Annotated in this window: 15 protein-coding genes; 5 read left to right on the forward strand and 10 right to left on the reverse strand. The window is 63.6% G+C overall.

The features are described 5' to 3' along the window. Window positions 1-11: 11 nt before the first annotated feature. The 9 genes from M1D43_RS08460 to feuN form a co-directional block, all read right to left on the reverse strand. Window positions 12-1,565 (reverse strand): Do family serine endopeptidase, encoded by a 1,554-nt coding sequence (locus M1D43_RS08460; protein ID WP_015007345.1) that lies wholly within the window; start codon window positions 1,563-1,565, stop codon window positions 12-14. Window positions 1,566-1,825: 260 nt separating this feature from the next. After that, window positions 1,826-2,281 carry a cytochrome c-type biogenesis protein gene (locus tag M1D43_RS08465; RefSeq protein ID WP_003527356.1) on the reverse strand — a complete coding sequence of 152 codons (456 nt, stop codon included), beginning with the start codon at window positions 2,279-2,281 and terminating at the stop codon, window positions 1,826-1,828. 60 nt (window positions 2,282-2,341) lie between these two features. Continuing rightward, a complete protein-coding gene (locus M1D43_RS08470) occupies window positions 2,342-4,372 on the reverse strand; it encodes a heme lyase CcmF/NrfE family subunit (protein WP_153313431.1) in 2,031 nt (676 codons plus the stop codon). Beyond that, a complete protein-coding gene (gene ccmE, locus M1D43_RS08475) occupies window positions 4,369-4,821 on the reverse strand; it encodes a cytochrome c maturation protein CcmE (RefSeq protein ID WP_003527358.1) in 453 nt (150 codons plus the stop codon). Before ccmE ends, M1D43_RS08470 begins: the two co-directional genes overlap by 4 nt. After that, on the reverse strand, window positions 4,818-5,957 hold the full coding sequence (ccmI, locus tag M1D43_RS08480) for a c-type cytochrome biogenesis protein CcmI (RefSeq protein WP_153313430.1): 1,140 nt from the start codon (window positions 5,955-5,957) through the stop codon (window positions 4,818-4,820). The genes ccmE and ccmI overlap by 4 nt, the downstream gene beginning before the upstream one ends. Before the next feature lie 174 nt (window positions 5,958-6,131). Continuing rightward, a complete protein-coding gene (locus M1D43_RS08485; RefSeq protein ID WP_003527360.1) occupies window positions 6,132-6,578 on the reverse strand; it encodes an RT0821/Lpp0805 family surface protein in 447 nt (148 codons plus the stop codon). 175 nt (window positions 6,579-6,753) lie between these two features. Then, window positions 6,754-8,139, reverse strand: coding sequence for a two-component system sensor histidine kinase FeuQ (gene feuQ, locus M1D43_RS08490; protein WP_003527362.1), 1,386 nt, complete (start codon window positions 8,137-8,139; stop codon window positions 6,754-6,756). Beyond that, the gene (gene feuP / locus M1D43_RS08495) at window positions 8,129-8,800 is read right to left on the reverse strand and encodes a two-component system response regulator FeuP (protein WP_003527364.1); all 672 of its coding nucleotides are present in this window, start codon (window positions 8,798-8,800) and stop codon (window positions 8,129-8,131) included. Before feuP ends, feuQ begins: the two co-directional genes overlap by 11 nt. Before the next feature lie 40 nt (window positions 8,801-8,840). After that, window positions 8,841-9,092 (reverse strand): two-component system FeuPQ modulator FeuN, encoded by a 252-nt coding sequence (feuN, locus tag M1D43_RS08500; RefSeq protein ID WP_153313429.1) that lies wholly within the window; start codon window positions 9,090-9,092, stop codon window positions 8,841-8,843. Window positions 9,093-9,436: 344 nt separating this feature from the next. Here feuN and M1D43_RS08505 point away from each other — a divergent pair, with 344 nt between their 5' ends. Then, on the forward strand, window positions 9,437-9,577 hold the full coding sequence (locus M1D43_RS08505) for a hypothetical protein (protein ID WP_003527368.1): 141 nt from the start codon (window positions 9,437-9,439) through the stop codon (window positions 9,575-9,577). Between the two features lie 66 nt (window positions 9,578-9,643). Then, the gene (locus M1D43_RS08510; protein WP_153313428.1) at window positions 9,644-9,979 is read left to right on the forward strand and encodes an MmcQ/YjbR family DNA-binding protein; all 336 of its coding nucleotides are present in this window, start codon (window positions 9,644-9,646) and stop codon (window positions 9,977-9,979) included. Between the two features lie 61 nt (window positions 9,980-10,040). Here M1D43_RS08510 and M1D43_RS08515 read toward each other — a convergent pair whose 3' ends face one another. After that, window positions 10,041-10,508, reverse strand: a complete 468-nt coding sequence (locus M1D43_RS08515; RefSeq protein ID WP_003527370.1) for a YcgN family cysteine cluster protein — start codon at window positions 10,506-10,508, stop codon at window positions 10,041-10,043. 120 nt (window positions 10,509-10,628) lie between these two features. Between M1D43_RS08515 and M1D43_RS08520 the strand changes: the two genes are divergently transcribed. The 3 genes from M1D43_RS08520 to M1D43_RS08530 all read left to right on the forward strand — a co-directional run bounded on the left by M1D43_RS08520 (window position 10,629) and on the right by M1D43_RS08530 (window position 14,086). Next, window positions 10,629-12,863: a transglycosylase domain-containing protein gene (locus tag M1D43_RS08520; protein WP_127540526.1), complete on the forward strand. Its 2,235-nt coding sequence runs from the start codon at window positions 10,629-10,631 to the stop codon at window positions 12,861-12,863. A 97-nt stretch (window positions 12,864-12,960) separates the two neighbouring features. Further along, complete coding sequence (locus tag M1D43_RS08525) at window positions 12,961-13,548, forward strand: DUF1214 domain-containing protein (protein ID WP_003527372.1); 588 nt, start codon at window positions 12,961-12,963, stop codon at window positions 13,546-13,548. Beyond that, window positions 13,541-14,086, forward strand: coding sequence for a DUF1254 domain-containing protein (locus M1D43_RS08530; RefSeq protein ID WP_003527373.1), 546 nt, complete (start codon window positions 13,541-13,543; stop codon window positions 14,084-14,086). The genes M1D43_RS08525 and M1D43_RS08530 overlap by 8 nt, the downstream gene beginning before the upstream one ends. Window positions 14,087-14,170 lie beyond the last annotated feature (84 nt).

The raw sequence follows: 14,170 nt of genomic DNA on the forward strand, positions 1-14,170 counted from the left end.
TCCGTGGCATCTCAGCCCTGAGTGATGGGCAGTGCGACGAAGCGGCTGCCCTCCTGTGCTTCGATCTGGAACAGAGCCTTGCTGCGCCCGTCCTTCTTGGCGTTGTTGATCACCTTGAGAACGTCGTCTGCCGATTTCACTTCCTGATTGTTGACGGAGACGATCTTCTCGCCTTCCTTCAGGCCGCGATCGCCGGCGTCCGAATCCGGATCGACGGAGGCGATCGTGACGCCCTTGCCGTCCTCCGACGGGGTCACCGTCAGGCCGAGGTCGGCCAGCGCCTCCTCGCCTGCCTGCCCTTCGTCGGGCTGCGCTTCACCGGTCGCCGGTGCGGGCTCCTTGGCATCGCTCGGCAGCGTGCCGATCTCGAGGTTGACCGTTTCGGATTTGCCGCCGCGCCACAGGGTAACCTCCGCAGTGGAGCCGGGGCGCAGGGCCGCCACGCGACGTGCGAGGTCCCGCGGATCCTTGACCGGCTCGCCATTGAGCGCCGTCACGACGTCGCCGTTCTTGATCCCGGCCTTTTCACCCGGCGAGCCCGCCTGAGGCTCGACGACGAGGGCGCCGTTCGCTTCGGAAAGGCCGAGCGACTCGGCGATATCCTTCGTCACCGGCTGAATCTGGACACCAAGCCAGCCGCGCGACACCGTGCCGTCCTTGATCAGGGAGTCCACGACATCCTTCGCGACCGAGGCGGGGATTGCGAAGGCGATTCCGACATTGCCGCCGGAGGGCGAGAAGATGGCCGTGTTGATACCGACCACCTCGCCGGAAAGATTGAAAGTCGGACCACCGGAATTGCCGCGGTTCACCGCTGCGTCGACCTGCAGATAATCGTCATAGGGACCGGAGCCGATATCGCGGCCCCGAGCGGAGATGATGCCGGCAGTGACCGTGCCGCCGAGGCCGAAGGGATTGCCGACAGCGACCACCCAGTCGCCGACGCGCACCTTCTCGTCGTCCGCGAAGCTGACATAGGTGAACTTGCGCTTGTCATCGACCTTGAGCACGGCAAGGTCGGTCCGGCTGTCCTTGCCGACGAGCTTGGCGTCGAGCTCGGTTCCGTCGTTCATGATGACGGTGAAGGCCGAGCCGTCGGAGACGACGTGGTTGTTGGTGACGAGGTAACCGTCTTCGGTGATGAAGAAGCCGGAGCCTTGCGCCCTCGGACGGAGACGACCTTCGCCACGCGGACCGCGGCGGTCGCGCCAACGATCGGCACGGTCGTTTTCACGCGGAGCGAATTCGCGGAAGAAACGCCGCAGCGGATGGTCTTCCGGCAGGTCCTCGAACCCGCGGCCGCCGAAATCGAAGGTGAAGTTGCTTTCATCGTCGCTGACGCGTTCACGTGCCTGCACGCGGACGGAGACGACCGCCGGCGAAACGGCGTCGACCACATTGGCGAAACTCGGCACAGCCGGGGCCTGCACCCTCACGGCTTCGGCGAAGGACTGCGCGACTTCGGCCGGCAGGCCGGTCGTCAGCAGCACGGCTGCGAGACCGGCTACCGTCGTGGTCTTCAGCACAGTCTTCAAGGAGGGACGTGGAGCTTTGATCGTAGACATTCGTTTTGCCTTCTCTCTTTCATGAAGCCCGCCTGCAAGGCAGGCTGCTTGGAAACCTTTTCCCCGAGTCGGATCCAACGGCCCCACCGTCGGAAACCCGCTCGTCTGGCTGTGACTGGAGGAAACAGCCTATGCCGTCAGATGTAACGGACGGGACCTTACTGAGTTCTGTCCGGCAGATGAATTTTTGGTAATGTTGCGGTGGAGCTGCAAGGCGCGGACGGATGCGCCCAAATCGCGCCGGCGCCTCCTGCTTGAGATCAGGGCCGCAGGAGCCTGTCCAGCCTTTCCTTTTCCTCGGCGGAAAGCGGTGCGCCCGGAACTCTTGCGCCGCGGCGTCTTGCGGCCACGACGAGGGTGATGATGCCGGCCACGAGCAGAATGGCAGGCATGCCCCACAGCACGAGCGTCTTGGCCTCGAGGCGCGGGTTCAGGAGCACGAATTCGCCGTAGCGTGAGACGACGTAGGAGATCACGGCTTCGTCGGAATCGCCGTTCTTCAGGCGCTCGCGTACGAGCAGCCGCAGATCCTTGGCGAGTTCAGCGTTCGAATCGTCGATCGACTGGTTCTGGCAGACCATGCAGCGGAGCTGGGCGGAGATCGCCCGGGCACGCGCTTCGAGCGCCGGATCCGCAAGCACCTCGTCAGGATTGACGGCGAAGCCCGGGGCAACGGACGCCAGCAAAAGGAAGAGGGCGATCAGCAGCCGGATCATTTGGCAGCTCCCAGAGCGGGATGAGGAAAAGTGTGCACGGTTTTCCGCCCGCATCCCGCTCTAACCTTTAGAATCGATCACGTTGATGATTTTTGGTCGATCCGACCTGAAATCATCGTGATCCAGGGCGAGGGCCTTTCTGGCACGCGCCGGCGCGCCAACGCGAAGGCGCCGGTCGCTGAGCGAAACGACGCCGCCGGCCATCATCACGAGCGCGCCGCCCCAGATGCATAGGATCAGCGGTTTCCACCAGATGCGGACGACGATGCCGCCGTCCGCCATGTCGTCGCCCAAGGATACATAGAGCTGGCTCAGGCCGAAGGTCCGGATTCCGGCCTCGGTCGTCGGCATGCGCCGCGCCGAATAGAGCCGTTTCGACGACCAGATCTCGGTAACCTCGACTCCGCCTCGGCTGACGGTGAAATGGCCGGAATCCTCGGTATAGTTCGGCCCGCGCCCTTCACGCATGCCGTCGAAACGCAGGCTGTAACGCCCGACATCGACCACCGCCCCCGGTTTCATCTCGACGACCGTTTCCGTTTCGAAAGCCGTGACCGTGACGATCCCGATCAGGGTGATTCCGAGCCCGATATGGGCGAGCGCCGTGCCGAAAGCCGAACGCGGCAGGCCCGAAAGCCGTCTCCAGGCGACGCCCGCCGCCACCTTGCCGAGACCGGAGCGCAGAACCAGATCGGTGAGCGCTCCCAGAATCAGGTAGACGCCGAGGCCGAGGCCGAAAGGAGCCAGGACCGGACCACCGTTTGCCGCGTAATAACAGATCGCCGCGGCGAGCAGGCCGAGCGCGGCAGCCGCAAACAGACGCTGCGCCGCACCGGCAAGGTCGCCGCGCTTCCAGGCAAGCAGCGGGCCGAAGGGAACGACGGCGATGAGCGGCAGCATCAGCAGACCGAACGTCATGTTGAAGAACGGCGCGCCGACCGAAATTTTGTCGCCGGTCAGCGCTTCGAGTACCAGCGGATACAGCGTGCCGGTCAGCACCGTCGCCGTGGCCGTCGTCAGGATCAGGTTGTTCACGACGAGCGCACCCTCGCGCGAAACCGGTGCGAATATTCCCCCGGCCTTGAGATGGGAGGCACGGAAGGCAAAGAGCGAAAACGCGCCGCCGATGAAGACGACCAGGATGGCGAGAATGAAGACGCCGCGGGTCGGGTCGGTGGCGAAGGCATGGACGGATGTCAGCACGCCGGAGCGCACCAGGAACGTGCCGAGCAGCGACAGCGAGAAGGTCATGATCGCCAGCAGCACGGTCCATATCTTCAGCGCTTCGCGCTTTTCCATGACCAGGGCCGAGTGCAGAAGTGCCGTTCCGGCGAGCCAAGGCATGAAGGAGGCGTTTTCGACCGGGTCCCAGAACCACCAGCCGCCCCAGCCCAGCTCGTAATAGGCCCAATAGGAGCCCATGGCGATGCCGGCGGTAAGAAAAGTCCAGGCGGCAAGTGTCCACGGCCGCACCCAACGCGCCCAGGCCGCATCGATCCGCCCCTCGATGAGCGCGGCGACCGCGAAGGAGAAGCATACGGAAAAGCCGACATAGCCGAGATAGAGCAAGGGCGGGTGGATCGCGAGCCCGATATCCTGCAGCACGGGGTTGAGGTCCCTGCCCTCGCCCGGTGCCGGCACGAGCCGCGCGAAGGGATTGGAGGTCAGCAGGACGAAGAACGCGAAGGCTGTCGCGATCCAGGCCTGCACTGCAAGCACGTTCGCCTTCAACGTCTCCGGCAGGTTGCGGCCGAAGAGCGCCACCATCGCGGAAAAGAAGACGAGAATCAGCAGCCAGAGAAGCATCGAGCCTTCATGGTTTCCCCAGACCCCGGTGATCTTGTAGATCAGCGGTTTGAGGGAATGCGAGTTCTCCCAGACGTTCTTGACCGAGAAATCCGATGTCACATAGGCGAAAGTCAGCACGGCGAAGGAGAAAGCGACCAGCAGGAAGCAGACGAGCGCCGCGTTCGCTGCCAGTCCCATCAGGGAAGGGTCGCCGCGTCGCACCCCCAGGACGGGCAGGACGCCCTGGATGATCGCCGTCGCGAGCGCCAAAACCAGTGCATAGTGCCCGAGTTCGATGATCATCGGATGTTTTCCTCCCCGCCGAGCGTGACGCCCTGCGCTTTGAGGCGGTCGGCGACATCCTTCGGCATGTATGTCTCATCATGCTTTGCGAGGACGGTGTCCGCAACGAAAACCGGGCTGCCGCCGACGAAGGCACCCTCGGCCACCACGCCCTGGCCCTCTCGGAAGAGGTCGGGCAGGATGCCGGTATAGGTCACCGGAACGGTCGCAAGCGTATCCGTCACCGTGAAGGTGATGGTCCTGCCCTCGCCGCGCTTGACGGAGCCCGCCTCGACAAGTCCGCCGAGGCGGATACGCGTCCCCGGCGCGACGTCGGCCTTCGCAAGATCGCCCGGAACATAGAAATAGGCGACCGCCTGGCTGAAGGCGAACATGACGAGCAGCACCGCGGCCGTCAGAAATGCCACGCCGCCGCCGATTATCGCCAACCTTTTCTGCTTGCGTGTCATTCAGCCTCTCCGCCGGCGTCGATCCCCAGTTCCCGGGCCAAGGCCAGCAACTGCTTCCCCTGCTCGCCCGTTGCCGGGAAGGCCCTAAGTCCGTCATGCAACGCATCTTTCGCCCTGTCTCTTTGGTCCAGCACCACATAGGAACGGATCAGGCGCATCCAGCCCTCCAGGTTGGCCGGGTCCTCCTTCAGGCGGCTTGCCAGGCTGTCGACCATGCCGCGGATCATCGCCTGCCGGTCGCCGGCATTCATTTCCTTTGCGGCGGCAATATCGCCGGGAGCCGGATTTCCGGGCGCGGCAGGGCCGGCCGGGGCGGCGGCGAGCTCCGCGATATGCTGGTTTACCAGAGACAGCCAGGGCGCATCGGCCGGTGAGCTCTCTGCGAGCTTGCGGAATGCTGCGAGCGCCTCTGCGTGCTTGCCCTCCTGCTTCAGGCCGAGCGCGAGGTAGAATGCGGAGCGTGGATCGTCGGGGTCGAGGGCCAGCGCCTTTTGCAGAGCGTTCTGCGCCTCGGCTGTAACCAGACCGCCGGCCTGCGCCACCAGGGCCTCGGCGTAGCCGCCCATTCTTGCCGGGGTTGGCCCGAGCAGGCGGATCGCGCGGTCGTAGGCGGCGACGGCATCGTCCAGGCGGCCATGGCGCATGTAGATCGGCGCCAGCAGATCCCAGCCGGCACCGTCTTGAGGATTGAGGGCCAGGTGGTTTTCGGCCTTCGCGATCAGGATGTTGACGTCGTCGCCGGGGTCGGCAAGGCGGGCCGCGAGCGGCTGCGCCGGCACGCCGGGGCTCCCGGTCGTCAAATAGAGACAAAGGCCGACAGCCGGAAGACAGAGGAAAATGAAAGCCTGCGCCAGGCGGTTGGATAGAAGCCGCTTCGGCGTGCGCTCCGCCACAGCCTGATCCGCGGCACTGGCTGCAAGCATGCGGCGGGCGATCTCGGCCCTGGCCAGCTCGGCTTCCTCGCTCCCGATCAGACCGGCCCTCCGGTCCCGCGCCAGCTCACCGAGCTGATCGCGATAGACTTCGATGTCGTGACTATGGCGAGACGGCAGTGGCTCTGCCGCCCGCATGAGCGGCAGAAGAAGCACGGCTGCGACAGCCGCCGTCAGAATGGCGACGAGGATCCAGAACAACATGTTTGGGGAATACTATGAGGGCCATGTCATTCCAACTCGAAAACCGGCAATGACGTATATTTGAGGCGTTTCGCCGCAAGAAGTGCCGCCGCGCGCGAGGAATCCGCTCGCCCAAAGCAAACCGGCCGCGATTCAACACCTTCCACGGTTCGGGATATGCGAGGGCGGTGCCGCTCAGGTGAGCGGCGTCCAGCTTCCATCGCTGTTGCGGCAGGCCGCGCCGCGTGCCGTGGTCTGTTGGCTTTTGACGGTAACCGTATGGCTGTATTGACGGCAATTCTGCGACCCGACCTGATACGGTGCGGCAGCGACGACGGAGCCGCTGACGCCCCGCCCTTGCCAGGCGACGGGCTGCCCGCCCGGCGCGGCCTCGAGGGCGCGATACTCGGCCTCGAGCGCCCGCTGCCGGTCCGACTTGCCGAGATCGACGCCGCCAAGGCGCGAAACGACGCCACCCTGCAGGGCTTCGATATAGGTCGCGGACGATGCAACGCGGGTGGAAGCTGCTCCGAGTCCGGCAACCGCCCCGCCTTGGCCGGACGAGGTCGTGCCACAGCCGGCGAGGGCTACACCCGAAGCCACCACCGCGATCCTACCGCGTGAAGCGAAGGCTCGCGTCATTTCTGCGTAATTCCTCATGATACGCGCTACTCATTCCTCTTGTCGGTCGCCAGTCGAGTTCTTTTTGCACCACCTGAGGGTCGAGGCAACCGCCTGCCGTCAGCGCCGGCATTTTCAGGTCCGGGTGTGACCGCCGGATCACGATCGTCCCGCATCGGTCCTATCCGGTTGGCGCTTAGACTGCGGCCGGCAGTACGAGCGTGGCCCGCAATCCTCCAACATCGCGACGGCTGAGCTCCACACTTCCCTGATATTCACCCACGATCTCGCTTACGATCGAAAGACCGAGCCCGGTTCCGGGCTTGCTCTCGTCGAGCCGCTTGCCGCGCTTCATCGCCACCGCGATCTGATCGGGGTCGAGCCCCGGTCCGTCGTCGTCGATCTGGAGCACGATCCACTGGCGGCCCGGCTCCCTTTCGCGCGCATCTTCAGGGGCCGGCTCGACATTCAGCGAGATCCGATCATGCGCGTAACGGGCGGCGTTTTCCAGCAAGTTGCCGACCGTTTCCTCGACGTCCTGCTGTTCCATCGCCAGCACCAGTCCGGGCGGATTGATCGAGAGGCTGAATTGCTTGTCGGGATTGAGGCGCCGCATCACCCGCATGATTCTTTCCAGTGCCGGCTGGGCTTCGGTCCGCGCCAGAACCGACCCGCGCTGGGCGGCGATCCTGGCGCGGCTGAGATAGGATTGCACCTGTGTCTGCATGGCGTCCGCCTGGGCCCTGACCAGTTCGCCGTGCGGCACCTCCAGCACTCTCGCCTCGTTGAGCAGCACGGCGATCGGCGTCTTGAGCGAATGGGCCAGATTGCCGACCTGCATGCGCGCGCGTTCGACGATGCGCCGATTGCTGTCGATCAGCGCGTTCACCTCGTTGGCAAGCGGCTGGATCTCCCGCGGGAAAGCGCCATCCAGCCGCTCGCTCTCCCCCGTGCGGATCTTTTCAAGCGAGCGGCGTACCTGGTCGAGCGGCTTCAGGCCGAACAGGATCGTGAGCGCGTTCACGCCAAGGCCGCCAAGGCCGAAAATGGACAGGGCGATCGTGAGGTTGCGCGTGAAGCGGTCGATATCCGCCTCGAGCACATCGCGGTTGCCGGCGACGCGGAAGCGGGCGGCGTGGCCCTGAATGTCGAGAACGACCTCGGTCTCTGCCACCTCGACCTCGTTTCCGAACGGATCCGTGGTGGTGTAGAACCGCTCGTAGCGGATGTCGAAGGGGACCTCGTCGACGCTGACGATCGGCAGTTTCGCCGTGCCGAGCGACGTCGATATCAGCGGCGGCGTGTCGAATTCGCCGATCGGCTCGACGATCCAGTACCAGCCCGTCTGAGGCTGGGAAAAGCGCAGGTCGCCGAGCTGCGGGCTCCCGGAGAGCGCGGCCTTCTCGTCGACGGAGATGGAGTTGATGACGTTGTAGAGCTGCGCGCGCAGCAGATCCTGAAAGCCGCGCTCGGACCCCTGCCGGTAAAGGGCTGAGATGACAACCCCGATAACCACGAGGGCAACGACGGCCCAGACGGTCGAAACCGACAGAACGCGCGCCGTGAGCGATCTAATGGCCATTGCCGGGTGCTTGCATGCGATATCCGAGGCCGCGCACCGTTTCGATCAGATCGTTGCCGATCTTCTTACGGAGCCGGCCGATGAAAACCTCGATCGTGTTGGAATCGCGATCGAAGTCCTGATCATACATGTGTTCGACCAACTCGGTGCGGGAAACCACCTGTCCCATATGGTGCATGAGGTAGGAAAGCAGACGGAACTCGTGCGATGTGAGCTTCAGCGCTACGCCAGCGACAGTCGCCTTGGAGCCCTTGGTGTCGAGACGGACGGGGCCGCAGACGATCTCGGAGCTTGCGTGCCCGGCGGCCCGCCGGATCAACGCACGGATGCGGGCCAGCACCTCCTCGACGTGGAAAGGCTTCGCCACATAATCGTCGGCGCCGGCATCGATGCCTGCGACCTTGTCGCTCCATCGATCGCGGGCCGTCAGGATCAGCACCGGCATGGTCTTGCCGTCTGCGCGCCATTTCTCGAGAACGGTGATGCCGTCCATCTCCGGAAGACCTATATCGAGAATTACCGCATCATAGGGCTCCGCATCGCCTAGATAGTGGCCCTCTTCGCCGTCATAAGCCTGGTCGACGACATAACCGGCCTCCTTCAGAGCGTCAGCCAGCTGCCTGTTCAGATTGGTATCGTCCTCGACGATCAGAATGCGCATTCTCGTCCACTTCCCTTGCCTTCGGGTACCACGAAAGAGCTTACATAGGCACTTTCACCGTGACTTTCTTGGGGCGCCCTCCATTGCCCGGGATGAGCACCGTCACCACGCACTGCCCATCGCCGGTCGGCTGGGCAGAAAGCAGCTCGCCACCCGTCTGGGCGACCACCTGCGCGGCGGCCGCGCTGCAATCGCCAGCCACGCGGACGACAACCGCAGGCACGTTGACGGCAGGCGGAGAAAAGCCTGCGAGGCCTGCGGCGAGCGCGGCTATGGTCAATGCTGAAGACATGAACGCACTTTCGACTGGGAAGCACTATGCCGGAATCATTAACCGATACAGGCTGAATGGCAAATGAATGTCGGCCTTGAGGATACGCGCACCCGCGTCCGGCGGTTGCTTGACCTCTGGCCGAGGAAAACGACCACAGATTGCAGAGGTCGGGCGAACCGGTCTTTCGGGCAGCTCGGTGCGGGCATCGATGATGACGCCGGCATCTTTCTGTGGATCGGCTGGAAAATTAATCGATTTAAATTTTTTTCAATCGTTTAAATGCTTTAAACCGCTGATTTACAAAGTCTTTATCCTGTGGAATCGTCCGCCCAGTCCAACATTCTCGCCCAAAGGAGAGCCGGATGAAGACACTCGCCAACAAGCCGCCGGTATCACCGCAATCCAGAATTCCGCAATCGCTGCTCGAGCGGTTCGAGAACGAGTGGCGCGAAATGCGCACGGTCGGCGAGGCTGCACAGAAGACCGTTCCTCCCGCAGAGTGAATTGCTGTGGCGGCCCCGGCGGCGCGGGGTTTTTGCCAATCGGCAATTCCATGCTACTCTCCTGGCATGCTGACCGAAGAAATCGAAAAGCTGGCCCTGAGCCTTCCGGGAACCCAGGAAAATGCCCATTTCGGTGCACGGGATTTCCGTGTGGGCAAGCGGATTTTCATGACCCTGCCGGAAGCCGGCCGCGCCGTTTTCAAGTTCACGCCCGACCAGCAGCGAATGCTTCTGGAAATGGAGCCCGGCGTCTGCGCCGCCGTTCCCGGCGGCTGGGGCGCACGCGGCTGGACATCATTCTATTTCGTCGGTGCCGACGAAGAACTCGTTCGCCAGTCCATGGAAACCGCATGGCGCAATGTCGCGCCGAGAAGCCTCGTCGCCAAGAACGGCCGTCACTGACGGCGACGGTGCCGCGCATTTCATGGATACGCAAAGTCGCTGCAGCACTCTGCGCCGTGCCCTAATCGGCCGGCTCCCTGCCGACCTCTAGCGGCCAGGTCACGAGATAATCTTCATAATCTTCGATATCGATGCCGTCCTCGGCGACGGTGCGTCCGCGCACGGATATGCCGGCCGCATGCACGGTCTCCGGATCGCCGGAGACGAGCGGGTGCCACCAGTAGAGATCCCTGCCCTCGGCGACCAGACGGTAACCGCAGGTCGGCGGCAGCCAGCTGATCTCGCGCACTGCCTTCGGCGTCAACTGAATGCAGTCCGGCACGGTTGCCTGGCGATTGTCATAGTCCTTGCAACGACAGCTTTCTCCATCGAGCAGCGTGCAGCGGATCGAAGTCCAGGCGATCTCGGAACTGTCCCAATCCTCGAGCTTGTTGAGACAACAGAGCCCGCAACCATCGCAGAGGCTCTCCCACTCCGCGCCGGTCATCTCCTCGAGACCTTTCGTCTTCCAGAAAGGCATTTCGCCCATAAAGTCACACTTTCATAAAATCCGAGCCAACATGGAAACTTCGCAGAAAATTGCCGGTTTTTTAAGGCGGGTTGCGCGATATGCAAGTAGATTGGATTGCCGCCCCGTGCAAATATCGTCATGAGGCAGAACCTTCGGGACATGAAAGCCGTGCAGGAACCGAGGAAAGAGGACAACCGGCCGAAAAGGCGACACATCTTTCTTCGGATCGATTCCTGGATCGATTCGACCGTATGGAGCGCAGGATTCCGGCTCGGGGAGTGGTGGGAGGACACCACCATCTTTTTCCGCCGTTTTCGCGTGCGCGGCTGGAAAAGAGCGTTCTTCGAAGTGCTCGGCGAGGGAATGACGCTTGGCGCGGCGGGCTCGGTGCTGATGTTGGCGCTCGCCCTTCCCGCCTTCGAGGAAACCGAGGGCAACTGGCGGGCGCAAAGCGATTTCGCAGTCACCTTTCTTGACCGCTACGGTAACGAGATCGGCCACCGGGGCATCATCCACGAGGATTCCGTCCCGATCGACGAGCTGCCGGATCACCTTATAAAAGCGGTCCTCGCCACGGAAGACAGGCGCTTCTTCGACCATTGGGGCATAGATTTTCTCGGGCTCGCACGCGCCATGACCGAGAACGCTCGCGCCGGCGGGGTCGTTCAAGGCGGCTCGACACTCACGCAGCAGCTGGCCAAGAACCTGTTCCTCTCGAACGAGAGGACGATCGAGCGCAAGATCAAGGAAGCCTTTCTCGCCGTCTGGCTCGAATCCAACCTGTCGAAGAAGGAAATCCTCCGCCTCTATCTCGACCGCGCCTATATGGGCGGCGGCACCTTCGGCGCGGCAGCGGCGGCGCAATTCTATTTCGGCAAGGCGATTACCGACGTCAATCTTGCCGAGTCGGCGATGCTCGCCGGGCTCTTCAAGGCGCCGGCGCGCTATGCCCCCCATGTGAACCTGCCGGCGGCTCGTGCCCGCGCCAACGAGGTCCTGAGCAATCTCGTCCAGGGCGGGCTGATGACGGAGGGACAGGTGATCGCCGCCCGCCTCACCCCGGCCTCTGTGGTCGATCGTGCCCAGGTCAAGGCACCGGATTTCTTCCTCGACTGGGCCTTCGAAGAGGTCCAGCGCATTGCCGCTCCCTTCGCGCAGCATTCGCTGATCGTGCGCACGACGATCGACATGGGGCTGCAGCAAGCAGCCGAGGAAGCGGTCGAATCGGGCCTCAGGCAATATGGCGAGAGCTACAAGGTCAAGCAGGGCGCTCTCGTCATGGTCGAGCATGGCGGCGCGGTACGGGCGATGGTCGGCGGCCGCGACTACGGCGAAAGCCAGTTCAACCGCGCCACGCGCGCGCTGCGCCAGCCGGGCTCGTCCTTCAAGGTCTATACCTACGCTGCCGCGATGGAAAAGGGCATGACACCGGAAACGGTCGTCGTCGACGCGCCGATCACTTGGCGTGGCTGGTCGCCGCAGAACTACGGCCGCAAATATGCCGGCCGGGTAACGGTGATGAACGCGCTCGCCAGATCGATAAACACTATTCCGGTCCGCCTCGCCAAGGACAAGCTCGGTACAGAAATCATTGCCGAGACCGCCAAGAGAATGGGCATCGAGACCCCGGTTCGCACCGACAAGACTATGCCGCTCGGCACCTCCGAAGTGACCGTGCTCGATCAGGCGACGGCCTACGCGGTCTTTCCGGCGGGCGGGTTACAGTCGCGACGCCACGGCATCAGTCAGATTCTCAACTACGACGGCGACATTCTCTACGACTTCGGGCGCGACGCGCCGCCCCCACGCAGGGTGCTGAGCGAACAGGCAGTCTCGTCGATGAACCGCATCCTGACGCAGATCCCGGTCATCGGCACGGCGCGACGCGCAGCCCTCGACAACGGGATCGTCACCGGCGGCAAGACCGGAACGACACAGGCCTATCGCGACGCATGGTTCGTCGGCTTCACCGGCGACTACACCACGGCCGTCTGGTTCGGCAATGACGACTATACCTCCACCGACGAAATGACCGGCGGCTCTCTCCCGGCGATGACCTTCAAACGACTGATGGACTATGCCGAACAGGGGATCGAGCACCGCACGATTCCGGGCATCGAAATCGCGCCCGCCAAACCGGCGAAGGAGCGATCCGCCGAAACTGCGAAGCCGGACGAGAACGCCCTGCCGCCGCTCGTGCGGCCGCGATCACTGTCCGCGGACGTAACCCGGCTGTTGAAAAAGATCGGCGACACATTCGAGAAAGCGCAACCGCTCAAGGCGCGCGAAAGGCCCGGCGGCAAGGTGGCCGTGCTCGAGCCGACGGATCGAGGCGTGAACATGCGGACCATGCCGGGCACGACAAACAATTGACTTTGCAGTCAGAAATCCGTTCTCTGGCGAACAAGCCGAGCGGCGCCCCCACGAGCGCCGACAGGGTAAACGACGCAACATTCGATAGAGCCGCCACTTGTTTCGAGTTCCCCTCCTTGTCGCTCTTGCCCTCATCGTCGCGTTCGGCGGCGGAATCGGGACGGCCGTGTGGGCGCTGAAGGCGACGGTCGGTTTCGGCTCGATCGCAATCGGTCCTTGGGTCGCTTTTCCCGAAGCGCAGACCGTCTCCGCCGATCCCTATGCCAAGGCGCACCGCGCCCGGGCCGGCGAATTGCTCTATGGCGGTGCCGAGGGACTGGCATTTACCGCGCTCACGGACGATACCGGTGCGCGCCTCTCGGCCGCCTGCTCCTATGACGTTTCAGGTATGACGCCGCCGGCGCGGTTCTGGACCCTTTATGCGGCGGCGGCGGACGGGACCGCGCTGATGCCGGGTGCGGAACTGCCCTCCGCAATCAATTCCTGGACCGTCCTGCGCGCCGAGGACAGCCGTTTCGTCATTCACGTTTCCCCCGCTGCCCAGCCCGACAACTGGCTGGCGATACGGCGGACGGGCAGCTTCGCGCTCGTGCTGACCCTTCTTGACACGCCAACGGCAGGTTCCTCCGGCTTGATCGACCTCGCAATGCCGAAGATCGTAAAGACCGGGTGCGGGCATGCGTAGCATCATCTTCGCCATTCTCGTCGGTCTCGTCGGAGCGGCGCTTCTTCATATCGTGATCATACTCGCCCTGCCCCAGTTCACCGGCCGCGATGCCTATACGCGCGTGCTCGGCCTGCTCGAAATGGACAGCTTCTTTCCGCTGACGGCCGAACCGGGACCGACAGGCCTGAACAACGCCGACCCCTTCCTGCGTACGGCCGTCTGCAGCTTCTCGGTGGCGGATGCTCCGGCCCGCTTCGTCGGGCGCGGCGACGTACCCTTCTGGTCGCTTGCGATCTTCGACAGCGGGTCGAACGAGGTCTTCAGCATGAACGACCAGACAGCCGTCAATGGCGATCTCGATCTCGTGGTCGCGACACCGATCCAGCTCGTCGAACTGCGCAAGTCGCCACCCGAAGCGCTGGCGCAATCGATCATGATCGAGATGAAGGACCAGGAAGGATACGCGGTTCTTCGAGCCCTGGCACCTCTCGACAGCTTCGAGGACCTGGTCCGCACTTTCCTTGCGGAGTCGAGGTGCGAGCCCTTCCAGCGGTAGTGCGAAGGTAACGGCAATTGGGGGGAGACTGAAGTCGAGGTGGTCGAAGTTGCGCGGCAAACGACCGCACCGCCCGGACGGGCG

It is taken from the genome of Ensifer sp. R1-3, from assembly GCF_056739175.1.